We start from the raw sequence: 24800 nt of genomic DNA on the forward strand, positions 1-24800 counted from the left end.
ATGAGCACGGTGGTACGGATCGACGACGTCTCCAAGCAGTACGGCACCGGCAGCAGCGCCCTACTCGCGCTGGACCACATCTCGCTCGACGTCCGGCAGGGCGAGTTCGTCTGCCTGCTGGGCGCGTCCGGCTGCGGCAAGAGCACCCTGCTCTCGCTGGTGGCCGGCCTCGACCGGATCACCAGCGGCACCCTGGACATCGGCGGGCGCCACGTCGCGCTGATGTTCCAGGAGGCCGCGCTCTTCCCGTGGCTCTCGGTGGCCGGCAACGTCGAGTTGCCGCTGCGGTTGCAGGGCGCCGGCCGGGCCGAGCGCCGGGAGCGTGCCCGGGAGCTCCTCGAGGTCGTCCGGCTGGGCGATTTCGCCGACAAGCGGCCGCACGAACTCTCCGGCGGCATGCGGCAGCGCGTCGCGCTGGCCCGGGCCCTCGCCCAGAAGGCCGACGTGCTGCTGATGGACGAGCCGTTCGGTGCCCTCGACGCGATGACCCGCGACATCCTGCACGACGAACTGGAACGGGTCTGGCGCGAGCAGCGGCTGACCGTCCTGTTCGTGACGCACAACGTCCGCGAGGCGGTCCGGCTCGGCGACCGGGTGATCCTGCTCAGCAGCCGCCCGGGCCGGGTGATCGAGGACTACGCGATCACCCATCCGCGTCCTCGTCGCATCGACTCCCCCGAGGTCTCCGGCCAAGCCGCCGAGATCACCGATCGGCTCCGTGCGGAGGTGGCCCGTCATGCCGGCTGAGACCGTCACACAGGATCGTTCGGCAGCCGAGGTCAGCGGGCTCGACGCACTCGAACTGGGCCCGCGGACGCAGAAGACCCGGCGGATCTGGAACAGCGCCTGGCCGAAGCTGCTCGCCGTCGCGATCGTCGTCGCGATCTGGCAGGCCGCGGTGCTGGCCGAGTGGAAACCGGTCTACGTGCTGCCCCCGCCGGCCGACGTGTTCACGGTGCTCCGGGACCTGGTCATCACCGCGGACTTCTGGGACGGTGTCCGGCTGACCATGACCCGGGCGATCACCGGCTTCCTGCTGGCCGTGCTGATCGGCACGATCATCGGCGCCGCGGTCTCCCGGTTCCGGCCGCTGCGGGCGGCGATCGGCTCGCTGATCACCGGCCTGCAGACGATGCCGTCGATCATGTGGTTCCCGCTCGCCATCCTGCTCTTCCAGCTGGGTGAGAGCGCCATCCTGTTCGTGGTGGTGCTGGGCGCCGCCCCCTCGGTGGCGAACGGCCTGATCAGCGGCATCGACTACGTGCCGCGAACCTGGCTGCGGGTGGGCCGGGTGATGGGCATGCGCGGCCTGGCGGAGTACCGGCACCTGATCCTGCCGGCCTCGCTGCCGTCCTTCGTCTCCGGCCTCAAACAGGGCTGGGCCTTCTCCTGGCGCAGCCTGATGGCCGGTGAGCTGCTGGTCATCGTGCCCGGCACGGTCTCCATCGGGGTGCGCATGCAGAACGCCCGGGACCTCTTCGACAGCGCCCTGGTGATCAGTTACATCATCGTCGTGCTGATCATCGGCATCCTGATCGACCAGCTGTTCAACGCCGCCGACAACCGGCTGCGCCGCCGCTGGGGTCTCACAGAGGCCTGACCGACTCCAGCACCTCACCGACCACGCGGTCGAACTGCCGGTGCGTGCCCGGGATGGAGACGTACAGGATCGCGGCCGTCGGCTTGCCGACGTCGATGACCGCCACCGCGGAAAGTTCCTCGGTGGCGGTCAGCCCGCTCGAGGAGAAGCTCAGCCGGAACTCGCTCACCCAGGCCGGCCGGCCGCCCAGCGTGGTGACCTCGTCCCGGATCGGCTTCATGGTGTTGGGCTGGGGGTAGTACTCGGCGCGCACGTCCGCCGCCACCTGCCGGCCCACGCACTCCAGGTCCAGCGAGACCGCGTCGTTGTCCGCCGCCGGCACCGCCGCCGACAGGATCGACGCGTGGTACTCCCCGCCGCTGTACACCTCGGTCACGAAGTGCTGACCCATCCGGTACGGCACCTCGAGCGTGCCGGCCTTCCACACCTCGTCCCAGTCCTGCCACGGCGCACCGTACTTACGGTAGGAGATGCCGGCCTCCTCGTCGACGGTCCGCTCCCCGGTCACCGGCGGCACCGAGGCCGGCGGGCGGGACGGCGCCGCACTCGGTGCCCCGGTCGGCGCCGGGCAGGCCTGCGCCAGCGGCGGCCGCAGGTCGGCGGGACCGCTCTCGTCATCGTCGAACGGGTTGCCCGCACCGCCGAAGAGCACGATCAGCAGCACGCAGAGGCCGACGGCCAGGATGCCCCCGGCCACCCCGCCGAAAATCATCAACTGCCGCCGGCGCTGTCGTGGTCCGTCCGGCGGAGGCGCCCCGGGCGGCGCGGGCGGTGGCGGCGGGATCAGTGGGGGTACGCCCGAAACGGTGACCGCCCCCGACGCCCAGGCACCGCCGGGCCGGTGGGACGCGTTCGGTTCCGACATCCCCCAAGTGAACACCCTCGGCGGTTCCCGGAGCGGTACCGGTGCCCGGATCGTCCGGAGCCCGTCGCACGCGATTTCCAGGAAGTTCGGTTACCGTGCTGCCATGGAACTGGTGTATCCCCCGGTCGTCGGCCTAGCGAAGACGATGTTCCGCGTACTCGACAACAAGATCGAGATCGACGGCGCCGAGCACATCCCGGCCAGTGGCGGGGCGGTGCTTGCCAGCAATCATTCGAGCTACCTGGATTTCATCTACTGCGGCCTCGGCGCACAGCCCGCCAAGCGGCTGGTCCGGTTCATGGCGAAGAAGGCGGTCTTCGACCACAAGATCAGCGGCCCGCTGATGCGCGGCATGAAGCACATCCCGGTCGACCGCAAGGCCGGCACCGCGGCGTTCCGCGAGGCGATCGAGGCGCTGCGCCGCGGTGAGATCGTCGGCGTCTTCCCGGAGGCGACGATCAGCGAGTCGTTCACCGTCAAGGCGCTCAAGTCGGGCGCGGCCCGGATGGCGCAGGACGCCGCCGTCCCGCTCATCCCGATGGCGGTCTGGGGTCCGCACCGGCTCTGGACCAAGGGCCGCAAGAAGGAACTGACGAAGCGGCACGTGCCGGTCCTCATCAAGATCGGCGAGCCGATCCCGCGGCCGGAGGGCGCCACCCCCGAGGCGGTGACCGCGCTGCTCAAGGAGCGGCTGTCGGTCCTGCTGGACGCCGTCCAGCGGGCATACCCGGAGAAGCCGGCCGGCCCGGACGACCGCTGGTGGCTACCCGCCCACCTCGGCGGCACCGCACCGCTGCCGCACCCTTCCGCCGCCGTCTGACCGAAACCGATCAGCAAGGCCCTCGGCGCGCCGCGCCGGGGGCCTTTCCCGTCGGCCCTCACGCCGGCTTTTCTCCTCAGCCGAGCTACGCCGCGTTCCCGCGCGGCGACCAGGGGACCGCTCCCGCACCGCGAGCCGGCCGGCCGGCCGGGAACGACAACGGCGTCGCACCCGGAAGGGCACGACGCCGAAGTACTCAGGCGACATTCACGGCTGCTGGAGGCAGCCGATCATCGGCTCAAATCAGACAGAGCGGATGTTGGCGGCCTGCGGGCCCTTCTGGCCCTGGGTCACCTCGAACTCCACCCGCTGGTTCTCCTCCAGGCTGCGGTAGCCCGACATCTGGATTGCGGAGAAGTGGGCGAAGACGTCGGCGCCGCCGTCGTCCGGGGTGATGAACCCGAAGCCCTTGTCCGCGTTGAACCACTTCACAACGCCGGTAACCATGCTCGTCTCCTCGACGGTCGATCGTTCCCGACCATTATGGACGGGAACGAGGTGGTAAGTCCCGCACTCTGCGGGGCTCGTGTCGCCGTACTGATCGCCCGTACCGGAGAAACCCGGGTTACGACAAAGAGCGCCTGGGGCAGACTTCCCCACAGGCGCTCCTGAGTACTTGGGAACCAAACTGACAACGCTCGTGAGCGTATCACGACGAGAGGGGACTTCGAAGTGCTCGGCGTACACATGGCGCAGCACCTGAAAACCGCCGGACTGACCTGGAAACCACGGCTCGGCGACCGGTTCTCGGTGCCCGACCGCGACCTCGACGACGAGGTGTTCGTGCTGAGCAACATGACGATTCAGGTGCACGAGCGGCCGGACGGGCGGATCATCGGATTCAACGGGACGACGGAGTGGGCGCTCGACGATGTGGATCTCGACGAGGCACTCTGGCTGCCCCGTGAGGATCAACTGCGGGAACTCCTCGGCGGCACGTTCCGGGAACTGCGGCGCGAGCCGGGCGGCTTCCGGGTACGCGTCGACGTGCTCGGTCAGGAGCACGAATTCGGTGCGGGCACGGCCGAGGAGGCGTACGCCCAGGCCCTGATCCATCTTCTCGCCGCCGCAGGCGTTTTCCACCCGTCAGAGTGACACCTCCGGCACCTGCGCGATGAGCGCGGCCAACTCGGCGGCGCCCAGCAGATCCGCCGGACGCACCGTGACCTGCTCCCGGACGTAGTGGAACCCGGCCCGCACCCGGTTGACCGGCACGCCGGCCAGGGCCGCCCAGGCGAGTCTGTACGCCGAAAGCTGAACCGCCGCGGCCTCCGCCTCCACCCCGGACGGCCGCCGCCCGGTCTTCCAGTCGATCACGTCGAACCGGCCGCCGGGATCGGCGAAGACCGCGTCCATCCGGCCACGCACCACCACCCCGGCAACGGTCGTCGCGAACGGCACCTCCACCTCGACCGGGGTGCGGTCCGCCCACTCCCCGGTCAGGAACGCCTCCTGGAGGGCGGCCAGTTCCTCGTCACCGGCCGCGCTGTCGTCGGCCGCACCCGGCAGCTCGTCGATGTCGATCAGGCGCGCCGCGCCGAACCGCTGCTCCAGCCACGCGTGGAACGCGGTACCGCGGCGAGCCTGCGGCGCCGGCCGGTGCGGCAGCGGCCGGCGCAGCGACCGGGCCAGCGCCTGCGGGTCGCGCCGGAGCACGACCAGCTGCGAGACCGACAGGTGCGGCGGCAGCGCCACGTCGGCCGGTCCGTCGCTGCTGTTGCGCTCGGCACGCTCGGCCAGCAGCAGCGACGCCTCCCGCCGCCACCGCGCGATGTCCGGATCCGCATCGCCGGCATCCCCGGCGCCCGCCGCATCCGCCTCCGAAACGGGAGCCACCGCCGACGCGGGAGCCGCCGCCGACGCGGGAGCCGCCGCCGACGCGGGAGCCGCCTCGGACGTGGGAGCCGCCTCGGCCAGACCGGCCGCGTCGGCGGCGAGGCCCGCCCGGGCCGCCACCTCCGGGTCGCCCGCCGCCAGGTCGGCGAACGCCTCGGCCGTCGCCGCGTCCGGGTTCGCTATCATCCGGCGGATCAGGTCGGCGGCCGCCGCCATCGCCGGCCGGCGCAGACCCAGCGGGTCCGACGGCCACTCCGCGCTCGCCGCCGCCTGCTCGCCGGGATTCGACTCACCCGGCGCCGGTTCCGGCGTCCAGCGATCCACCACACCGGACCCGTCCGCGCACACCGCCCGGATCTCGTCCAGGAAGACCGACGGCCCGCGCGGCCGCTTCACGCCCTCACCCCACCAGTACCCGGAGCAGAGCAGCAGGCGCCGCGGCCGGGTCACCGCCACGTATGCCAGGCGCCGCTCCTCCCGCTCGTCGTGTTCCCGCCAGGCCCGGCCGAACGCACTGAGCGCCGCCGCCACGTCCTTCTGCTCGACCGCGTCGGACAGGTCCAGGTCCGGTAGCCCGGACGCGTCACCCCGCAGCGGGAACGGCAGCACCCCGATCCCGCCGAGATAGTGGTCGGACGCGCGGGACTGACCCGGCCAGACGCCCTTGCTGAGGCCCGCCACCGACACCACGTCCCACTCCAGGCCCTTCGCGGCGTGCGCGGTCAAGATCTGCACCGCGCCCTCGACCACGTCGACCTGGCCCGGTTCCAGCCCGCGCTCCTCCTCCTCGGCCGCCGTCAGGAACGCGAGGAAACCAGCCAGGGTGCCGCTCTCGTTCTCACCGGCATAGCGGGTGGCGGCCTCGCCGAGCGCGTCCAGGTGCCCGCGCGCCAGACCGGCGTCACCGGCCGCCCAGCCGCGGACCGCGACCTCCACGTCCAGGCCGATGGTCCGTTCGATGTCGGCGAGCAGGTCGGGCAGCGGCTGGTCGAGCCGCTGCCGCAGCGCGCTCAGCTCCTGACCGTACGCGCGAAGCCGCGCGTACCCCTCCGCCGAGTACTGCGCGGCGATGCCCAGGTCGGCCATCGCCTCCACCAGGGTCGCGTCGTCGAGCCGGTCGGCGGTCACGTCCTCCGCCTCCTCCGGGCTGCGCGCCGAAACCCGGGCCGACGCGATCGTGCGGGCCCGCCGGTGCAGCGCCACCAGGTCGCGGGGGCCGATCCGCCAGCGGGCGCCGGTGAGCAGCCGGAGCAGCGAGGCCCCGTCGGCCGGGTCGGCCAGCACACGCAGGGTGCAGACGACGTCGCGTACCTCCGGGGTGTCCAGCAGACCGCCCAGGCCGACCACCTCCACCGGTAGCCCTCGCGCCCGCAACGCCTCCTCCAGCACCGGGATCTGGCTGCGGACCCGGACCAGGACGGCGCTGGTGGGCCGGCGCTCCAGCGGGATCTCACCGGCCGGCGCGTCAGGCGTCCCCGCCGCCAGGCGCCATGCGGTGAGCATCGAATCGGCGATCCAGCCGGCCTCGTCGGCGAACGTCGGCAGCAGCGCACACGTCACCGTTCGCCCGCCGACCGCCTCGGCCACCCGCTCCGCCGAGGTCAGCTCGGTCACGCCGGCCCGCAGCGGCGCGGAAATCGCGTTGGCCACGGCGAGGATCTCCGGCCGGTTGCGCCAGCTCTTGGAAAGGCTCTGGACCCAGGCCGGATGCCCCTTCCGATCGGTGAACTCGGCGGGGAAACGTTCCAGCGTGCCGGCCGACGCGCCCCGCCAGCCGTAGATCGACTGGCACGGGTCACCGACCGCGGTCACCGCGTGCCCACCCCCGAAGAGGTTGTTCAGCATCATCACCTGGGCGTGGCTGGTGTCCTGGTACTCGTCCAGCAGCACGATCCGGAACCGGCCGCGCTCCACCTCGCCGACCTCGGGATGATCCCGGGCCACGATCGCGGCGCGGGCCAACTGGTCACCGAAGTCCATCGCCTCCAGGTCCAGTTTGCGCTGCTCGTAGAGGCGCACCAGGGGCAGCAGCGTGAGCCGCTGCTGCTGGCGGCGCAACACGTCCGCCACGTCCTTGTAGACCCGGCCCGGGAACTCGGTGAGCTCGGCGTAGAACCCGCCCGTCCAGGCGGCCACGTCGTCCGGGGTCTTCAGATGCTCGGCGATCTCCGCGGACAGGGCCAGCACGTCGTCGGTGACCGTGCCGGGCGCCCGGTTCAAGCCGGTCATCTCCCCGGTGTACGCCCGGACCAGCGAATCCACGATCTGCCAGCGGGCGGCCTCGGTGAGCAGCCGGGCCGACGGCTCGTAACCGGCGCGCAGGCCGTGCTCGGTGACGATCCGGGCCGCGTACGCGTGGTAGGTCGAAATGGTGGCCTCGCCGGCGAACGCGTCGTCCCGGCCGAACCGGCGGACCAGCTGGCCGACCCGGGTCCGGACCCGGTGCGCCAGCTCGCCGGCCGCCTTGCGGGTGAACGTGAGGCCGAGGATCTCGCCGGGGTGCGCGTACCCGTTGGCGACAAGCCACACCACCCGCGACGCCATCGTCTCGGTCTTGCCGGACCCGGCGCCCGCCACCACCAGCAGCGGCGCCACCGGCGCGGCGATGATCGCCTCCTGCTCGGCGGTCGGCGGCGGCAGGCGCAGCATCCGGGCCAGCTCACGCGGCGTGTACCGGGGACCGGAATCGGCGCGGCGCCGCGGCCGCGACTGATCGGGGAAGAGCGTCGGCTGACTCATGTCGGTTCGACGACCTGCCGCCCCTTGCCGGAGATCGGGCAACTGGTACGGACGGGACAGACCCGGCATCGGCTGTTCGCCACCGCGGAGAACGTCGAGGCCGCCATGGTCTCGGCGGTGCGACGAACCATCTCGTACGCCCACTGCGGATCCGTGGCCTCGTTCAGCGGCACCTGCATCTGCTCCCGGGCCTCCTTGCCCGGACCGAGCTGCACCAGCGCCGCACCGCCACTGCTGCTCCCGTAATCCGCGAAAGCCCCCGAGTCCACCGCCGCCTGATAGCCGCCGAGCTGCGGGTTCTCCGCCAGATCACCGGCCGACACCGCGGTCGTCTTCCCCGTCTTCAAATCGATCACCACGAGTCGGCCGTCCTCGTCGATCTCCAGCCGGTCGACGCGCCCGGTCAGCTGGATCGGCCGCCGCTCGTCCTCCAGCCGCACCGTGAACTCGTGCTCGATCGCCAGCAACCGCCGCGGGTTCACCGCCAGCCACCGCAACAACTTGTCCACCATGCCCTGGGCCCGCTCCTGCTCCGGCCCGGCCAGCCACCGCGCCGCCAGCTCGATGGAATCGAACCGGGCACTGACGTACTCGACAAGTTTCTCCCGATCCGCGTTGGCATCCTCGGCCAGCATCGCCGCCGCGTGCACCAGGTTCCCGATCCCCTGCGCCGGCCCGGCCGGTGCCGCGCCGCCGTGCCGTTCCAGCAGCCACCGCAGGCTGCACCGCAACGCGCTCTCCATCGACGACGGCGTCACCTTGACCAGGTCACCCTCCTCGACGAGCGGCCGGTCGTCGGAGAGCGGCCGCAACCCCCACCACTCGTCCGGATGCGCCCCCGGCACACCTGCGGCGGCCAGCCGGGCGAGCTCCGCCGCCGCCGCGCGCCGCCGGCCAGGCGTCTGGACGGCGGCGACCACGACGGTACGGAGTTCCGCCACGAGCGACGCCAGGGTCAGCGCCCGAGGCGCCCGCCCCACCGGAAGCTCAGCCTCCCCGTCGTCCGCCCCCTCTCCCGCATCGCCCGGCGCCCCCTCAACCGCCACCGGCTCACCCGGTTCGCCCTCGACCGACTCGGGCAGCGACCCGCCGTCACCGTCCGACTCGGGCACCGACCCGCCATCACCGTCCGACTCAGGCAGCGACCCGCCGTCGGCATCCGTGTCCGCGAGCGGCCCGCCGCCCGCATCCGGGCCGGTGGGTGGGCCGGTGTCCCACGGATCCGGCTCCGGCGGGCCGTCCGGGGATGGCGTGTCCGGGCCGGCGGCCGGGGGGCGTCCCGGGCCGGGGCCGCCCGCGGCCAGCTCGGTGAGGAAGCGGCTCGGTTGTTCCTCGCCGCCGATGCCGCCGGAACCGGCCGACGCGACAGCGGTGACCACCAGTCGGCGCCGGGCGCGGGTGATCGCCACGTAGAAGAGCCGTCGTTCCTCGTCGAGCAGTGCCGACGTCTCGGCGGCGACCGCGGCCGGGCCTGCGGCGGGGCGGCCGGCGAGCACGTCGACGAGGCGTTCCGAGCCGAGCAGGCTGCCGCGCAGGCGCAGGTCGGGCCAGATGCCTTCCTGCACGTCGGCCAGGACCACGACGTCCCATTCCAGGCCCTTGGCGGCGTGGGCGGTGAGCAGCCGGACCGCTTCGCCACGGTCGGCGCTCGGTGCGATCGAGTCGGCCGGGAGGTCCTGGCCGAGGACGTGTTCGAGGAAGGTCTCGGTGCGCGCGCCGGGCAGCCGGTCGACGAAGCGGGCGGCCGCGTCGAAGAGCACCACCATCGCGTCGAGGTCGCGGTCGGCGGCCTCGGCACGCCAGCGGCGGGCACGGCCGGCTTCACGGTGGTCGGGGAGGGGGGCGGTGCCGGTGCTCATCGCGTACCACCGGTCGGCCAGACCACTGGCCCGCCACACCTCCCAGAGCACGTCCTCCGCGCTGGCGCCGGGCTCGGCCGCGGCTTTCCGCACCACGTCGACCAGGTGGGCGACGGCTTTGGCGGGGCGGGCCCAGCGGCGCTCGACCAGGTCGAGCCCGGCCGGGTCGCGGAGCGCGTCGACGAGCAGTTCGCCGGAGGGCCGCCGGTCGCCGGCGGCGAGGGCGAGCGCGCGCAGCCCCTGCCGCAGCCGCCGCTCGGCGAGCGGGTCGGCGCCGCCCAGCGGTGAGTGCAGCAGGGCGACGGCGGCTTCCTCGTCGAGCGCCTCCGGGTCGAGGGCACAGCGCAGGAGCAGCAGGAACGGGGCGACCGCGGGTTGCAGGTGCAGCGGCAGGTCCTCGGCGTGGGTCACGGTCGGCACCCCGGCGGCCGTGAGTGCCCGCTGCACCGACGGCTGCTGCAACGTGGTGGACCGCATCACCACTGCCATCCGCGACCACGGGATCCCGTGCAGCAGGTGCGCCTCCCGCAGGGCGTGTGCGATGAAAGCGGTCTCGGCGGCGGGTGACCGGAATGTCCGGACCACCGACTCCGAGACCAGAGCGCCGATGCCGCTCTCCGCCGGGACACCGGGCGCGGCGGACGGCTCCGGCCCGGGAGGCGCAAAAGGCTCAGCGGGCGCAGAAGGCCCGGCTGGCGCGGAAGGCCCGGCTGGCGCGGAAGGTCCAGCGTGCGCAGAAGGCCCAGCAGGCGCAGGGCCGGCGGGTACAGAACGCCCGGCGGGAGCGGAAGGGCCGGCGGGAGCGGAAGGGCCGGCGGAGCTGGCCGGCACGGCGGGGGGCTGGGGCGGGAACATCAGGCGGTGCGTGATCGCGCCGCGCATGCGGCGGGCGACCCGGCCGGTGGCGGCCAGCAGTGGGGGCGCGAGGCGATGGTTGGTGTGCAGGGTGATGGTTGGCGCGGGGGCGCCGGTGGGTGTGCGGAACCGGCCCGGGAACGCGGCGACCTGGGTGGGGTCGGCGCCGCGGAAGCCGTAGACCGAGGAGTCGGGGTCGGCGAAGGCGACCAGGGGCTTGCCGCCGCCGGCGACCTGGGCGAGCAGGTCGAGCTGGGCGGGGTCGGCCTCGGCGAGCTCGTCGACGTAGACGTAGGCCAGGCGGCGGCGCTCGGCGGCCAGCAGCTCGGGTTCGTCGGCGAGCAGGCCGGAGGCGGCGCGGACCAGCTCGGCGGGGTCGTAGGCGGTGGAACCGCGGGTGGTCACGTCGCGCAGGGCGAGGACCGACACGTACTGCCGGAGGAAGCGGGCGGCGGCCGGCCAGTCGTCGCGGCCGAGCCGCTCGCCGAGGCGGGCCAGCTCGACCGGGCCGACACCGCGCTCGGCGGCGCGCTGCATGAGGTCGCGCAGCTGCTGCGCGAAGGCGCGGGTGGGCAGGGCCGGGCGCAGCGCCTCCGGCCAGCCGATGTCGTCGGTCGCCTCCTGGTCACCGACGACGGCGAGCAGCTCCCGGATGATCAGATCCTGCTCGGGCCCGGTGAGCAGGCGCGGCGAGGGCTCACCGCGGTCGGCGGCGGCGCGGCGGAGGAGCCCGAAAGCGTACGCATGGAAGGTGCGCACCAGCGGCTCGTGCACGATCCGCCCGGCGTCACCGGCGATGCGCGCCTCGATCCGGTCGCGGAGCGCCGCCGCTCCCCGGCGCCCGAAGGTGAGCACCAGGATCCGTTCCGGGTCGGTGCCCGCGGCGATCCGGGCGGCGACCGACTCGACGAGGACTGTGGTCTTGCCCGTGCCCGGCCCGCCGATCACCAGGAGGGGGCCACCGTCATGGGCGACGACCCGGCTCTGCACCTCGTCGGGACGCAGCTCGGGCACGGCCGGACGGGGGCGCCGGACCAGGCGATAGGCGGGCCGGCGCACCGGAGATCGGGGGGCCGGCGTGCTCACGGCATCAAGGAAAGCACGAGGGTACGACGATTACGCACCTCAGGCGGCGAGCGTCTCCTCGATCAGGTCGATCGCGGCCGGCACCGTCCGGGCCACCAGGATCATCTCCATCGCCGCCGGCCGGACGAACTTGTCGTCGACCAGTTGCCCCAGCCAGCGCCACAACCCGTCGTAGAAGCCGTCCGGGTCGAGCAGCACCATGGGTTTGCGGTGCACGCCGAGGGTCGCGGTGGTCCACACCTCGAAGAGCTCGTCGAGGGTGCCGAGGCCGCCGGGCAGGGTGATGAACGCGTCGGACCGCTCGATCATCAGGTTTTTCCGGGAACTCATGTCGTCGGTGACCACGAGTTCGTCGGACGTGAGGTCGGCCACCTCCAGGTCCATCAGGCACTGCGGGATGATCCCGAGGGTGGGCCCGCCGCCGGCCCGGGCACCGTCGGCGACCGCGCCCATCATGCCGACGCAGCCGCCGCCGGAGACCAGGGTGTGCCCGCGCTCGGCGAGGACCCGGCCGGTTTCTTCGGCCAGGTCGAGCCAGCGCTGTTCGAGAGAGGTCGAGGAGGCGCAGAAAACGCAGACGGCAGCCACGTCACCGGTCCCCGTCGGCGAGGTCGGCCAGGGCCGCGTCGGCGTCCACGATGATCCGGACGGCTTCGTCGACGTCGTCGGTGACCTGGAGAAGTTCGAGATCCATGGCACTGATTTTGCCTTCGTCGAGCATCCGGCGCTTCATCCAGTCGAGGAGACCGCCCCAGTACTCGGTGCCCATCAGGATCACCGGGAACCGGGTCACCTTCTTCGTCTGCACGAGAGTTATCGCCTCGAAGAGCTCGTCCAGCGTGCCGAAGCCGCCGGGCAGCACCACGAAGGCCTGCGCGTACTTCACGAACATGGTCTTGCGGACGAAGAAGTAGCGGAAGTCGATGCCGACGTCGACCCAGTCGTTGAGGCCCTGCTCGAACGGCAGCTCGATGCCGAGGCCGACGGACATGCCACCGGCCTCGGTGGCACCGCGGTTGGCCGCCTCCATCACGCCGGGACCGCCGCCGGTGATGACCGCGTACCCCGCCTCGGCGAGGGCCGCTCCCAAGCTCTCGGCCAGCTCGCACTCGTAGCTGCCGGCGCCGCTGCGGGCCGACCCGAAGACGCTCACCGCCGGCGGCAGGTCGGCCAGGGTGTCGAATCCTTCGACGAACTCGGAGAGGATGCGCAGTGCTCGCCAGGCGTCCTTGGTCTTCCACTCGCCACGGTGGTGTGAATCGAGAAGTTTTTCGTCGGCGGTGCTCGGCGGAACCGAGTCACGGCGCAGAGTGACACCGCCGCGGTGACGCTCCGGTCCTGGTGGCGGTCGCTCGTTGGTGCTCTCCGTCATGCCACCAAGGTAGTGCGGACGGTCAGTACCCGGTGAATAACCGGCTGCGTTTCGGTAAGGGCATTGCGACCGGCAGACCTTTTTGCCAGATTGAAGCAACCGACGGTAGCCCTGCGACGTCTGTACAGTTACCTACCTCGACCACACGGCAGGCTCGGCGCCCGGCATCGGGTGCCCGGCGAAGGAGCAGCCACCGTGACGAACCGATACGAGCGACTGAAGATGCAGCGCCGCATGCAACGCCGGATCCGCCTGGTGGTGGAGGAACGGCGGATGGCTTTCGCGGCCCGAGAGGCCGAGCCGGCCGTGGACCCGGAGGCCACGATGGAGATTCCGCCACCGGCGCTGCCGCAGCGCGCCGTCGGACGCGTGGCCGTCCGGCCGGCCTGAGGAAGGTCCGGGCCCGGGAAGGAGCAGCCGGGCCCGGCTCCGAGACCCGGGTCAGGGGGCCAGCCAGCGATAGAGGGTGGCGGCGCCGTCCCGGATCTTGCCGATTTCGACGTGCTCGTCCGGCGCGTGCGCGAGCCCCGGGTCACCGGGACCGTAGTTGAGGGCCGGGATGCCGAGCGCCGCGAACCGGGCCACGTCGGTCCAGCCGAGCTTCGCGGCCGGCTCGATGCCGATGGCGTTCAGGAAGTCCCGGGCCGGTGCGGCGTCCAGGCCGGGCAGGGCGCCGGGTGCCGAGTCGGTGACCTCGAGGTCGTACCCCTCGAAGACCTCGTGCAGATGCTCCAGCGCCTGCTCCTCGCTGCGGTCGGGCGCGAAGCGCAGGTTGACGTCGATCCAGCACTCGTCGGGCACCACGTTGCCGGCGATGCCACCGGAGATCCGGACCGCGCTCAGCCCTTCCCGGTAGGTGCAGCCGTCGATCGTCACGGTCCGCGCGTGGTAGTTCTCGAGCCGCCGCAGCACCTCGGCCATCCCGTGGATCGCGTTGACGCCGCGCCAGGCCCGCGCGGTGTGCGCGCGCCGGCCGTGCGTGTGCAACCGGACCCGCATGGTGCCCTGGCAGCCGGCCTCGACCGCGCCGAACGTCGGTTCGAGCAGCACCGCGAAGTCGGCCCGCAGCCACTCCGGATGCGCCGCGGCGACCAGGTTCAGGCCGTTGAACTCGGACTCGATCTCCTCGGCCTCGTAGAAGAGGTAGGTGATGTCGTAGGCCGGGTCGGGCAGGGTGGCCGCCAGGTGCAGGGCGAGGGCCACACCGGACTTCATGTCGGAGGTGCCGCAGCCGTAGATGAGATCCTCGGCGACAGTGGACGGCCAGTTGTCGTTGATCGGCACGGTGTCCAGGTGCCCGGCCAGCACCACCCGTTGCGCGCGCCCGAGATCGGTGCGCGCCATGACGGTGTGACCGAGCCGGTCCACGGTGAGATGTCCGACCTGCCGCAGGGCGTCCTCCACACAGTCGGCGATCGCCTTCTCGTTGCGGGAGACGGACTCGATGTCGACCAGGGCGCGGGTCAGCTCGACCGGGTCTACCAGCACGTCCGGGGTAAGCGGGTTGGCCATGTGCGCACCATACCGGGGCGTCATGAGGCAACCGCCGGGTCGTTGCGGGTCCGGTAGGGTGCGTCTCGTGGAAACAGCGATCTCGACTTCGCCCGCCTGGGGCATCGGCCTCGCCACCGTGACCGCCGAGGGTCAGGTGCTCGACACCTGGTACCCCGCGGGATACCTCGGTCTGGGCGAGGAGCCCGCCGACGCGCCGGCGCTCCCGGCCGGGCAGACCGGCACCAAGTTGCTTCCGGGCCTCTCGACCGTCGAGGTCCGTACGGTGATCAAGTCGCTGGCCGACCCGATCACCGACGCCTCCGACGCGTACCTGCGGCTGCACCTGCTCTCGCACCGCATGGTCCGGCCGAACGCCCTCAACCTGGACGGCATCTTCGGCAAGCTGGCGAACGTGGCCTGGACCTCGGCCGGCCCGTGCCCGCCGGAGCGGGTCGACGAGCTCCGGTTCCTGGAGCGTGCCGCGGGACGGCAGCTCGCCGTGTACGGCATCGACAAGTTCCCGCGGATGACCGATTACGTCGTCCCGGCCGGCGTCCGGATCGCCGACGCGGACCGGGTGCGGCTGGGCGCCTACCTGGCACCGGGGACGACGATCATGCAGGAGGGATTCGTCAACTTCAACGCCGGTACGCTCGGCACCTCGATGGTCGAGGGCCGGATCGTGCAGGGTGTGGTGGTCGGCGACGGCTCGGACATCGGCGGCGGTTCGTCGATCATGGGCACCCTCTCCGGCGGCGGCAAGGCGAAGATCCGCATCGGGGAGCGCAGCCTGCTCGGCGCGAACGCCGGTGTCGGCATCTCGCTCGGCGACGACTGCGTGGTGGAGGCGGGCGTCTACATCACCGCATCCTCGAAGGTCACGCTCCCCGACGGCCGTGTGGTGAAGGCCATCGAGCTGTCCGGCGTGAACAACCTTCTCTTCTGGCGCAACTCGGTCTCCGGCGCCCTGGAGGCGAAGCCCCGCAAGGGTACGGGCATCGAGCTGAACAGCGCCCTGCACGCGAACGACTGATCAGGGCCCCAAGCGCGTCCGATCAGTCGACGCAGCGAGTCTGATCAGGGACGCAGCGCGTCGACGGCCGCCGTGCGCACGGCGGCCGTCAGCGTCTCCAGGGCCGTTGATTCGATCCGCCAGCACTGCCAGTACAGCGGCACGTCGAGGTGCCGCCCGGGAGCGATCTCGACGTAGTCGCCGGCCGCCAGATGCGGCCGGGCGTTCTGCTCCGGCACCATGCCCCAGCCGAGGCCCCGCCGGATCGACTCCTCGTACGCGGCCGCGGCCGGCACGTAGTGGGCCGGCGGCAGCGGCCGGCCGCGCAGGAACCGCTGCTGGAGCTCGTCCTTGCGGTTGAACACGACGACCGGCGCGGTGCTCAGGTCGGTGACGTCCAGGCCGGGTGCGGCGACCGCGAGGAACCGCATGACGCCGAGCCGTTCCACCCGGCAGCCCTGCACCGGCACCCGGTCGGCGGTGACCGCGGCCATCGCCGTGCCGGAGCGCAGCAGCCCGGCGGTGTGTTCCTCGTCCTCCAGGTGCAGCTCGAACCGGACGCCGGGCACCGCGGTCAGCACCGGCAGGAACCAGGTGTTCAGCGAGTCGGCGTTGACCACGACGGAGAGCCGGGTGCCGTCCCGGGCCTGTGCCAGCGCCTCCCGTTCGAGGAGGGCGACCTGCCCGGCGAACCGGACCAGGGCCTGCCCGGCCGTGGTGGCCACGCACGGTTTGCCCCGGCGCACCAGCACCTGACCGACGGACTGTTCGAGCGCCTTGATCCGCTGGCTGACCGCGGAGGGCGTGACGTGCAGCGCCCGGGCTGCCGCTTCGAAACTGCCCCGCTCCACGACCGCCTGGAACGTGACGAGCTGCACCTGATCCACATAAGCAACGCTAATGCATCCTCAGAATCTTTAGCTGGAATGCGCGAGTCGGCGGCCGTAGCGTCGAAGCATGCTCACCTCCGCGCTCGCCGGCTTCGCCGCGTCCGCAGTGCTCATCATCGCCATCGGCGCGCAGAACGCGTTCGTGCTGCGCCAGGGTCTGCGCCGCGAACACGTACTCCCGGTGGTCCTGACCTGTGCCCTCTCCGATCTCGCGCTGATCTGTGCCGGCATCGCCGGCCTCGGCGCGGTCCTCACCGCCCGACCGGAACTGGTCACCGCGATCCGCTGGGCCGGCGCCGTTTTCCTGCTCGGCTACGCGGTGCTCGCCGCCCGCCGGGCACTGCGCCCGCAGCGGCTGGAGACGACCGGTCAGGCGCCGGCGACGCTCGGTGCGACGCTGCTCACCTGCCTGGCGCTCACCTACCTCAACCCGCACGTCTACCTGGACACCGTGCTGCTGCTCGGCTCGGTGGCCCAGCAGCACCCGCACCGCTGGCTCTTCGCGCTGGGCGCCTGCACGGCCAGCCTGGCCTGGTTCACCGTGCTCGGCACCGGCGCGCACCGGCTGGCCCCGCTGCTGGCCCGCCCCTCCGCCTGGCGGGTGCTGGACGGCCTGATCGCCGTGGTGATGACCACCCTCGGCATCACCCTCATCGTGCAGGCTTGACTCTCCAGCAGGTCGAGACACCAGGGTGGGTCGTCGTGGAGAGCAACACACGAGGCATCGGCGAGGCAGCCCAGGCGAGCGGCCTGAGCGTCAGCGCCCTGCGGTTCTACGACGGCGCGGGCGTGCTGGTCCCGGCCGTCGTCGACCCGTCGACCGGTTACCGCCGTTACACGCCCGCGCAGATCAAGGCGGCCCGGCTCATCGCCGGGTTGCGGCGGGTGGGCATGCCGGTGGCGGACATCGCGCAGGCGGTGCGAGACCTGGCTGCCGACCCCGCGGGTGTACGGGCGAAGCTGGACGACCACCTGGTCCGCCTGGAAACCGGCCTGGCCGACGCCCGTCGTGAGCTCCTCCGCCTGCATGCCCTGCTCGACCTGGAGGAGAACCTGATGACCCGGCTGACCATGACCACGGCCGACCTGACCGCCGCCCTCGACGCGGTCCGCTTCGCCGCCGCCGGCGCCACCGAGCCGATCCCGGCCGGCGTGCTGCTGGAAACCGGCGACGGGACGGTGACGCTCGTGGCGACCGACCGCTACCGGCTCGCCGTCGCCTCCGCCCCGGCCGGCGTCGAGGGCCCGCCGGTCCGGCCGTTCCTTCCCCTCGATCTCGCCGACGACCTGCGCGGACTGCCCGCCGGCCCGGTCACCGTGGACGTCACCGCGGACCGGGTGCACGCCCAGGCCGGCGGCACCAGCGTCGAGGGCAAGCCGTTCGCCTTCGACTTCCCCGACTACCGGCGGCTGCTGCCCGCGGCCGGCGAGGAGACCCGCCGGGTGCCCGTGGACGCGGCCGCGCTGCGCGAGCTGCTGGCCGCCGCGCCCGTGGTGGACCGGGAGCACGACGGTGAGGCGTACCGTGTCTCGATCCTGGGCCTGGACCCCGCCGGAAGCCTGCGCCTGGCCACCGAGGACGAGTGGACGGGTGACGGGGGCCCGCACGTCGCGGTGAACCGGGAGTTCCTGCTCCAGGCACTCGACGCCGGCGGCTCCGGGCAGCTGCTGCTGGAACTGGACGGCCCGGTCCGTCCGCTGGTGGTCCGCGTGCCCGGGGACGGTGCCCGATTCAGCCTGCTGATGCCCGTTCGTCCCTGAGCCCGGCCGGTCTGGTAACCGTTCAGACACAGTCCGGCACCGGTACCGCATGGAGCGCGGAATGGAGTCGCCCTTCCGGCGGGCACCCGGCTACGTTTCCCGGGTGCGCAGCAACCGGCAGGGGGAAGAGCTCAACGCCGCGGCTACCGGCGCCTCCATGACCGGGTGGGAATTCGCCTGGCTGGACGGCCTGGCCATGGAGTCCGAGCCGTCCTGGTCGTACCCCGGCCTCGCCCGCCCCCTGGTGCGCCGCTCGGCAAGCGTCCTCGACCTGGACACCGGCGGCGGCGAGTTGCTGGCCGAGCTGGCGCCGCTGCCGCCGCACACCATGGCGGTGGAGAGCTGGGCCCGCAACACCCCGGCCGCCCGCGAGCGGCTCGGCCCGTTCGGCGTGCCGGTGCTGACCGAGCTGCCCGCCGGCGAGAACGAGTTCGACCTGGTGCTGAGCCGGCACGGCCGGCTACCCGCACCGGACATCGCCCGCCTGCTCAAACCGGGCGGCGTGCTGCTCACCCAGCAGGTCGGCAGCGACGACCTGGCCGACCTGAACGTCGCCCTCGGCGCACCGCCTCCGCATCCCCGGCGCTGGGACGCGGAGGTCGCGGTGGCGGCACTGCGCGCGGCCGGTCTGCACGTGACGGACGTCCGCGAGGAGCACCCGCCGGTGACGTTCCGCGACATCACCGCGGTGGTCCATCAGCTGCGCACGGTGCCCTGGCAGATCCGGGACTTCACCCCGCAGCGGTACGAGCGCGCCCTCGCCCGCCTCGCCGCGGCGATCCGGTCCCGTGGCGAGTTCACCGCGCGAGCGCACCGCTTCCTCGTGCAGGCCGAACGGCCGACAGAGGCGTAAGGCGCAAGCCTCTTTCAGGGGAATGGCCGTTAATCCGTTGGTGTCAGCCGGCCGGAAATAATCGCCGCCACATTCCGCGATTCACATTTCCGCTTCACGTTTCACCCGCCGCGGGGGCCGATCCGGTGACGTTCCGCCGAGGCCCCGCCTTGCCTGTGACGGCCCGGCGTGCGTAGCGGCGGATGCCCTGCTCCGGTGTGGTCGAGCCGATCTCGCTGAGCGTGGGCTGAGAGCCACCTGAACGGGATCTTCACACCTGCGGGTTACGCGGATCGGCCCGGACCAGCGACCGATGTGAACGTAACAGGAAGTCGATATGGCCTATCGCCGGGAGCGGGCGGTTCCGCCATCTTTGTCGCAGCACCGGGAAGCCTCCGCGGCTCCCGGGACAACCGATTAACGACGCTCACCCCGGTTGGTCGCTCGGCGATCTCCTCCGGGGCGTAGGCGCACGCTGACCCGTTCCAGGAGGAACATTCCCATGCGCAAGCTCACCAAGCGTTCCACCGCTGTCATCGCCGGCACCGCCGCTGTCGTCATCGGCGGGGGTGCGGCTTGGGCGACCGTCAACGGCTGGGAGATCGGCGGCTCGGGCACGGCGGAGGCCGACACCGCGTCGATCACTCCGCTCACCGCGACGGCACAGATCAACGGCAAGATCTTCCCGGGCAAGGTCACCACGATCACCACTTCGGTGAACAACCCCAACGAGTTCAAGGTCCAGCTCACTGGGACGCTCACCCCGACCGGCGCCGAAGTCATTCCGGCAACCCCGGCCTGCCTGAGCGCGCTGCCCAACGCGAGCGTCCTCAGCACCACGTTCCCCGGCACCCCGGAAGTCCCGGCCGGCGCTCAGGGCTTCTCGGTCAACTCGAACCTGACGGTCGGCAACATCCCGCAGGCCTGCGCGGGCAAGAAGATCAAGGTCACGTACACGTTCACCAGCGTGAGCAAGGCCTGATCCGGATGCCGCGGCGGGGTGGCCCGGCCGCCCCGCCTCCTGCGACCTCGGGACAGTTCATGGTGAAGAAGTGGTGGGCCGCGACCGCCTCGGCCGCGGCCCTGGGCGTCGCCCTCGTGGCCGCGGTCTCCGGCCCGCCGGAGGGACCACAGGACGAGACCCTCGTCCTGGTCGGCCGCGGCGGTGACCGGAGTGGCGGCCGGATGCACTTCGAGTTGACGGGCACGCCGGTGCGCGGCCTCTACCCGGGAGCGGTCAAGCGAATGCGGATCACGGTGGACAACCCGCTGGGCTTCCGGCTGAGTGTGCGGAGCCTGAGCGCCCGGGTGACCTCGTCGTCGCGGCGCGGCTGCCCGGCGACGCCGGCGAACCTGGAGGTCCGGGACTTCACCGGCGCCCTGCCGGCGATGGTCGCGGCGCGCGGCCGCACCGATCTGGCCGGGTCCATCCCGGTCGCCATGCCGCTCGGCGCGACCGAGAAGTGCGCGGGCGCCCGGTTCACCATCGCCGTCAGCGGCGTCGGCGACCGGGTGGCCCGATGAGATCCGCCGGCAAGGCATTGCTGGTGGCCGGTGTGGTCGCGGCGCTCGGCGTGGCCGGGACGGTGTACGCCTACGCGGACGGCTGGACCATCGAGGGGCGGACCAGCCTCACCGTACGGGTGGCGAAGATGCCGCGCGGTGTCGAACCCAGCGTCGCCCGGCAGAGCGGCCGGGCCGTGGTGAGCTGGAGCGCGCAGGAGTTGGCACCGGGCGTGCGGATGGATCACTACGTGGTGACCGCGCACAGCGTGAGCGAACCGCCCCGGCCGGATGTCACGCACACCGTGGCCGCTGCGGGCGCCGCCACCGAGTCGGTCACGTTCCCGGCGCCCGAGGTGGCCGGGGGCGGCTGGCGCTGGTCGGTGGTCCCCCGCTACCTGAATTGGGCCGGCGAACCGGGCCGGCTCAGCGGCCGGGTCACCTTCCCGGCCCTGTCCGCCGCGGCCGCATCGGCCGGCCCGTCCGCGGCGCCCGGCCTGCCGCCGGAACAGGCACCCCAGCCGCCGCCCGCGTCCGCATCTTCGCCGCCGCCGCCCGCACCACAGCAGTCACGGCCGGCACCGTCCCCGTCGACGGAAGTCCCGTCCAAGGCCGTCCCACCCAAGGCCGTCCCGTCCAAGGCCGTCCCACCCAAGGCCGTCCCGGAGAAAGCTGCCCCGGACCGGACCACCGACGACCCCGGCCCGGCCTCGTCGCCACCGGCAGCATCTGATCCGACACAGCCCGGCACGGATGCTGCCGCGACGGATTAGCCCGTGCCACCGCCACCGCGCCCCAGTTTGCCGCCGTCCGATCGGGCCGATTCACGGTCCGGCGGGCGGCGCGGCCGTTCGAGCCCTCGGTGCGTGGCTCCACATGCCGAGGGCTCGACCGGTTCCCTCGACGGGGGCGGATTTGAGGGTGGCGCCTGGTGGGGCTACGCGGATGTCCGGGCAGCAAGGTGCCGTTGCCGGCGATCAGTGCGAGGGCCGGGAGGCAGCGGCGTAGCACGATGTCATCACTCGGGCGGGTTAAACCGGATAGGCACACCTGTCCGATTTATGCACTGGAAGGGCGAACGGAAAACCGATCACATCGGACATCTCTATCGGAGAACGTTGTATGAGCGCCGAACACGGCATCATTCCCATCGGCCTTCGAGGAGGAGCGAGCCGCATGCCCCACCTGAACGACTCACCGGCGGCCGCCGGCGCGGAGGCCGTCTCGTGAATCGGCGCGACGTCCTGACAGGCCTCGGTGAGGGCGGCGCCCAGCGGAATCCGGGCACCGGCGAGGCACGCGGGGGCCGGTCCAGCGGGAAGGCGCCGGACGTGAACATCGAACTTGACCCCGGCGACCACGAGGAACCCACCTGGGAGGTCTACCGGCCGGGCACCCCGCGCCGGCGGTTCGACCGGCGGGCGCGGACGATCCTGACCGCGGCGGCGATCGCGGCGGTGCTGGCGAACGCGGGGGCCGCCTGGGCGTACTGGCGGTTCACCGGCTCGGACGAGGCGAAACCCGAGGTGCAACCGGCCGCGGCGGGCACGCCGTTCGAGCTGGTGCTGAACGGGACCACCGAACCGAACCGGCCGGGCGCCACCGGCAACCTCACCGTCACCGTCACCAACCAGCATCCGGTGCCGATCCGGATCACCGCGGTGCGGGCGGGCGCCGGGCCGGCCGTGGCGGACGACACCCACCGCGACGCCGGCTGCTCGGCGCCACCGGTGGAGCTGAACCGGCAGGCCTTCCCGGTCTCCTGGGAGGTTCCGAAGAACACCATCGGGGCGTTCGTGGTCCCGGACGCAGTGTCGTTCGGGACGGGCGGTCCCGCCGCGTGCCGCGGTGCGACATTCAGTCTGCCGATGCGGGCTCAGGCCGTACGCCCGTGAGATCGTCTCCGAGCGCGACCGGACCGCCCGCCGCGACCAGGCAGGTTTCCGCCGCCCCGATCCGGTCAATGAGAATTCCATGACCCGGATCTCGGTGGTGACCGGCGCGAGCGCCGGAATCGGGCGGGCGGTGGCCCGCAGGCTTGCCGCGCGCGGCGACGCGGTCGCGCTTCTGGCGCGTGGCGAGGAAGGCCTGGAGGCGGCGGCCGAGGAGGTACGCCGGGCCGGCGGCACCGCCCTGCCGATCCCCGTGGACGTGGCCGACCATGCCGCGGTGGACGCCGCCGCCGATCAGGTGGAGAAGGAACTCGGCCCGATCGACCTCTGGGTCAACGACGCGTTCTCCAGCGTGTTCGCCCCGTTCCTGGAGATCGGGATGGACGAGTTCACCCGGACCACGGAGGTCACCTACCTCGGTTACGTGTACGGCACCCGCGCCGCGCTGTCCCGGATGATCCCGCGCGACCGCGGCGTGGTCGTGCAGATCGGCTCGGCCCTGGCCTACCGGGGTATTCCGTTGCAGAGCGCGTACTGCGGGGCCAAGCACGCCATCCAGGGGTTCACCGAGTCGGTCCGCGTCGAGTTGCTGCACGACAAGCGCAACGTGCACGTGACGATGGTGCAGATGCCGGCCGTCAACACCCCGCAGTTCCGCTGGGTGCTGTCCCGCCTGCCGCGCAACGCGCAGCCGGTGCCGCCCATCTACCAGCCGGATCTCGCTGCCCGGGCCGTGGAGTTCGCGGCCGACCACCCGAAGCGCCGGGAGTACTGGGTCGGCGGCTCCACCGCGCTCACCCTCGCCGCGAACGCCGTCGCGCCCGGGCTGCTCGACCGGTACCTGGCCCGCAGCGGCTACGACAGCCAGCAGACGCCGGACCCGCGCCCCGAGGACCAGCCGGCGAACCTGTGGTCGCCGGCCGACGGGCCCGGCGGCCAGGACTTCGGCGCGCACGGCGACTTCGGCGACGAGGCGAAGAACCGCAGCCTGCAGATGTGGGCCTCACAGCACCACGGGCTGCTGGCCGGTGTCGCCGGCGGGCTGCTGGCCGGCGCGGCCTGGGCGGCGCTCAGGCGCTGACCCGCCGTTCGCCGTCCTCGTTCACGGAGCTCAGAGCACCGGCCCGGCGGCGCGGGGCCGGGCTCTCGATCGTGGCCGGGTCGACCACCACGGCGGTGTGCAGCACCGCCCGCGCGTGCTCGGTCGCGGCCCGGACCAGCCCGTCGTCGTGGCTGGCCGCCTCGATCCCGTCGGCGATCACCTTGGCGGTCACGTCACCGTAGGTGCGGGCGTCGTGCACCTCCCGCTCATGGATCAGCGACGCCTCGTGCTCCCGCAGCCGGGCCGCCCGCGCCTCGGACCGCTCATAGGCGTTGCCCCGGGACGCGAACTTGAGCCCGATCGCCGCGCAGTCCAGCGCCACGAGCAGCAGCGCCACACCGAAGTAGAAGAGGCCGACACCCCAGAAATCGGCTTTGATCAAGTGCCACATCGCAGCGGTACGCGCACCGAACCCGGCGTCCGCCCGCACCACCGCGACGTTCGCGGCGTGCTCGGCCGTGATCCGCTCGGTCAGGCCGGCCTGTTCGGCGGCGCGGGCGGCCCGGACGGCCCGCAGGTCCCGTTGCAGCGCGGCCGCCTGCCGGTCCAGCGCGACGGCCTGGTCGTCGAGGGCCCGGGACCGCTGCACGAGCTGATGGCAGTACCCGCCGCGCGGGCAGCCGCTCCGGCCTGTCACACCACGACCGGCCGAGTCGGCGAGCGCCTGCCGGTAGAGCAGCCGGGCGTCGGCACGTTTGCCGGCGGCGGCACCGGTCAGGGCCCGTACCTCGGAATCCTCCCGCGCGGTGTCCTCGCGCAAGGCGGCCAGCCGGGCGGTGTACCCGGCGACCGGCCCGCCCGCGTCCAGCTCGCTCAGCTGGGAGCCGTGCACCTGGGCCAGACGGGCGTCGATCTCGCCCTGGTACCGGGAGAGCATCAGCGGCTCGGTGACCACCACCGCGAACAGCAGCGCCAGGCCGAGCCGGCCCAGGTAGAGACCTGCCGTCGGCGGGCGCAGCAGGTGCCGGGGGTCGGTCGAGTCGAGCCGCTCGAAGTTGACCGCGACCCGGCCCACCACGGCCCGGTCGTACGCCACCACGCCGATCCCGACGAGCGGGCCCACCAGCCACTGGTACCAGGGGTGCGCGTAACCGGTGCTGGCGTCGATGAACGCGGCACCGCCGACTGTCGCATAGACGAAGTACAGGAGGATGAAGACGCCGATCGAGCGGTACAGGACGCGATCCGAGTGCGTGGTGACACTGCGCGGATTCACGTTCGCCACTCTCAGCAGCAGGTGCCCGAGGCCCGTGCGCATGGTGCCGAGTCTTGCCGAATTGCC

Annotated in this window: 23 protein-coding genes; 14 read left to right on the top strand and 9 right to left on the bottom strand. The window is 72.5% G+C overall.

Annotated elements, in window-relative coordinates; genetic code table 11:
• A complete protein-coding gene (locus LPA41_RS17335) occupies nucleotides 1-747 on the top strand; it encodes an ABC transporter ATP-binding protein (RefSeq protein ID WP_229071463.1) in 747 nt (248 codons plus the stop codon).
• A complete protein-coding gene (locus LPA41_RS17340) occupies nucleotides 737-1600 on the top strand; it encodes an ABC transporter permease (RefSeq protein ID WP_229071465.1) in 864 nt (287 codons plus the stop codon). Before LPA41_RS17335 ends, LPA41_RS17340 begins: the two co-directional genes overlap by 11 nt.
• Here the strand turns inward: LPA41_RS17340 and LPA41_RS17345 are convergent.
• Nucleotides 1587-2465: a hypothetical protein gene (locus LPA41_RS17345; protein ID WP_229071467.1), complete on the bottom strand. Its 879-nt coding sequence runs from the start codon at nucleotides 2463-2465 to the stop codon at nucleotides 1587-1589. The genes LPA41_RS17340 and LPA41_RS17345 overlap by 14 nt on opposite strands.
• Before the next feature lie 103 nt (nucleotides 2466-2568).
• Between LPA41_RS17345 and LPA41_RS17350 the strand changes: the two genes are divergently transcribed.
• Nucleotides 2569-3285, top strand: coding sequence for a 1-acyl-sn-glycerol-3-phosphate acyltransferase (locus LPA41_RS17350; RefSeq protein WP_229071469.1), 717 nt, complete (start codon nucleotides 2569-2571; stop codon nucleotides 3283-3285).
• A gap of 243 nt (nucleotides 3286-3528) precedes the next feature.
• Here the strand turns inward: LPA41_RS17350 and LPA41_RS17355 are convergent, their stop codons facing one another.
• Nucleotides 3529-3732, bottom strand: coding sequence for a cold-shock protein (locus tag LPA41_RS17355; protein ID WP_014447450.1), 204 nt, complete (start codon nucleotides 3730-3732; stop codon nucleotides 3529-3531).
• A 225-nt stretch (nucleotides 3733-3957) separates the two neighbouring features.
• Between LPA41_RS17355 and LPA41_RS17360 the strand changes: the two genes are divergently transcribed.
• The gene (locus tag LPA41_RS17360) at nucleotides 3958-4380 is read left to right on the top strand and encodes a pilus assembly protein CpaE (protein WP_229071472.1); all 423 of its coding nucleotides are present in this window, start codon (nucleotides 3958-3960) and stop codon (nucleotides 4378-4380) included.
• Here the strand turns inward: LPA41_RS17360 and LPA41_RS17365 are convergent.
• The 4 genes from LPA41_RS17365 to LPA41_RS17380 are packed head-to-tail and all read right to left on the bottom strand — an operon-like array spanning nucleotide 4372 to nucleotide 13032.
• Nucleotides 4372-7860 (bottom strand): ATP-dependent DNA helicase, encoded by a 3489-nt coding sequence (locus LPA41_RS17365; protein WP_229071474.1) that lies wholly within the window; start codon nucleotides 7858-7860, stop codon nucleotides 4372-4374. The two genes, LPA41_RS17360 and LPA41_RS17365, sit on opposite strands and share 9 nt — an antisense overlap.
• The gene (locus LPA41_RS17370) at nucleotides 7857-11660 is read right to left on the bottom strand and encodes an ATP-dependent helicase (protein WP_229071476.1); all 3804 of its coding nucleotides are present in this window, start codon (nucleotides 11658-11660) and stop codon (nucleotides 7857-7859) included. The genes LPA41_RS17365 and LPA41_RS17370 overlap by 4 nt, the downstream gene beginning before the upstream one ends.
• Before the next feature lie 39 nt (nucleotides 11661-11699).
• Nucleotides 11700-12248, bottom strand: a complete 549-nt coding sequence (locus tag LPA41_RS17375; RefSeq protein ID WP_229071478.1) for a TIGR00730 family Rossman fold protein — start codon at nucleotides 12246-12248, stop codon at nucleotides 11700-11702.
• Between the two features lies 1 nt (nucleotide 12249).
• A complete protein-coding gene (locus tag LPA41_RS17380) occupies nucleotides 12250-13032 on the bottom strand; it encodes a TIGR00730 family Rossman fold protein (protein WP_229071480.1) in 783 nt (260 codons plus the stop codon).
• Between the two features lie 195 nt (nucleotides 13033-13227).
• Here LPA41_RS17380 and LPA41_RS17385 point away from each other — a divergent pair, with 195 nt between their 5' ends.
• Entirely contained in the window at nucleotides 13228-13422 is a 195-nt protein-coding gene (locus tag LPA41_RS17385; RefSeq protein ID WP_229071482.1) for a hypothetical protein, read from the top strand.
• Between the two features lie 51 nt (nucleotides 13423-13473).
• On the opposite strand, the gene dapE is transcribed toward LPA41_RS17385, so the two are convergent.
• Nucleotides 13474-14544 carry a succinyl-diaminopimelate desuccinylase gene (dapE, locus tag LPA41_RS17390; protein WP_229071485.1) on the bottom strand — a complete coding sequence of 357 codons (1071 nt, stop codon included), beginning with the start codon at nucleotides 14542-14544 and terminating at the stop codon, nucleotides 13474-13476.
• A gap of 22 nt (nucleotides 14545-14566) precedes the next feature.
• Between dapE and dapD the strand changes: the two genes are divergently transcribed.
• Complete coding sequence (dapD, locus tag LPA41_RS17395; protein WP_229071487.1) at nucleotides 14567-15559, top strand: 2,3,4,5-tetrahydropyridine-2,6-dicarboxylate N-succinyltransferase; 993 nt, start codon at nucleotides 14567-14569, stop codon at nucleotides 15557-15559.
• Between the two features lie 44 nt (nucleotides 15560-15603).
• Here dapD and LPA41_RS17400 read toward each other — a convergent pair whose 3' ends face one another.
• Nucleotides 15604-16425: a LysR family transcriptional regulator ArgP gene (locus tag LPA41_RS17400; RefSeq protein ID WP_229071488.1), complete on the bottom strand. Its 822-nt coding sequence runs from the start codon at nucleotides 16423-16425 to the stop codon at nucleotides 15604-15606.
• A gap of 70 nt (nucleotides 16426-16495) precedes the next feature.
• On the opposite strand from LPA41_RS17400, the gene LPA41_RS17405 reads away from it, so the two are divergent.
• From LPA41_RS17405 to LPA41_RS17440, 8 genes are all read left to right on the top strand, one after another.
• Nucleotides 16496-17095: a LysE/ArgO family amino acid transporter gene (locus tag LPA41_RS17405; protein WP_229071490.1), complete on the top strand. Its 600-nt coding sequence runs from the start codon at nucleotides 16496-16498 to the stop codon at nucleotides 17093-17095.
• Entirely contained in the window at nucleotides 17092-18189 is a 1098-nt protein-coding gene (locus LPA41_RS17410; RefSeq protein ID WP_229071492.1) for a MerR family transcriptional regulator, read from the top strand. Before LPA41_RS17405 ends, LPA41_RS17410 begins: the two co-directional genes overlap by 4 nt.
• A gap of 61 nt (nucleotides 18190-18250) precedes the next feature.
• Nucleotides 18251-19042: a class I SAM-dependent methyltransferase gene (locus tag LPA41_RS17415; protein ID WP_229071494.1), complete on the top strand. Its 792-nt coding sequence runs from the start codon at nucleotides 18251-18253 to the stop codon at nucleotides 19040-19042.
• A gap of 481 nt (nucleotides 19043-19523) precedes the next feature.
• Complete coding sequence (locus tag LPA41_RS17420; protein WP_229071496.1) at nucleotides 19524-20003, top strand: hypothetical protein; 480 nt, start codon at nucleotides 19524-19526, stop codon at nucleotides 20001-20003.
• 59 nt (nucleotides 20004-20062) lie between these two features.
• Entirely contained in the window at nucleotides 20063-20545 is a 483-nt protein-coding gene (locus LPA41_RS17425) for a hypothetical protein (protein ID WP_229071498.1), read from the top strand.
• Complete coding sequence (locus tag LPA41_RS17430; protein WP_229071500.1) at nucleotides 20542-21297, top strand: hypothetical protein; 756 nt, start codon at nucleotides 20542-20544, stop codon at nucleotides 21295-21297. The genes LPA41_RS17425 and LPA41_RS17430 overlap by 4 nt, the downstream gene beginning before the upstream one ends.
• 558 nt (nucleotides 21298-21855) lie before the next feature.
• Nucleotides 21856-22419: a hypothetical protein gene (locus tag LPA41_RS17435; protein WP_229071502.1), complete on the top strand. Its 564-nt coding sequence runs from the start codon at nucleotides 21856-21858 to the stop codon at nucleotides 22417-22419.
• A gap of 79 nt (nucleotides 22420-22498) precedes the next feature.
• A complete protein-coding gene (locus LPA41_RS17440; RefSeq protein ID WP_229071504.1) occupies nucleotides 22499-23497 on the top strand; it encodes an SDR family oxidoreductase in 999 nt (332 codons plus the stop codon).
• On the opposite strand, the gene LPA41_RS17445 is transcribed toward LPA41_RS17440, so the two are convergent.
• The gene (locus tag LPA41_RS17445) at nucleotides 23487-24776 is read right to left on the bottom strand and encodes a DUF4407 domain-containing protein (protein WP_229071506.1); all 1290 of its coding nucleotides are present in this window, start codon (nucleotides 24774-24776) and stop codon (nucleotides 23487-23489) included. The genes LPA41_RS17440 and LPA41_RS17445 overlap by 11 nt on opposite strands.
• Between the last annotated feature and the right edge of the window lie 24 nt (nucleotides 24777-24800).

Source organism: Actinoplanes sp. DH11 (genome assembly GCF_020873875.1).
Lineage (GTDB): Bacteria > Actinomycetota > Actinomycetes > Mycobacteriales > Micromonosporaceae > Actinoplanes.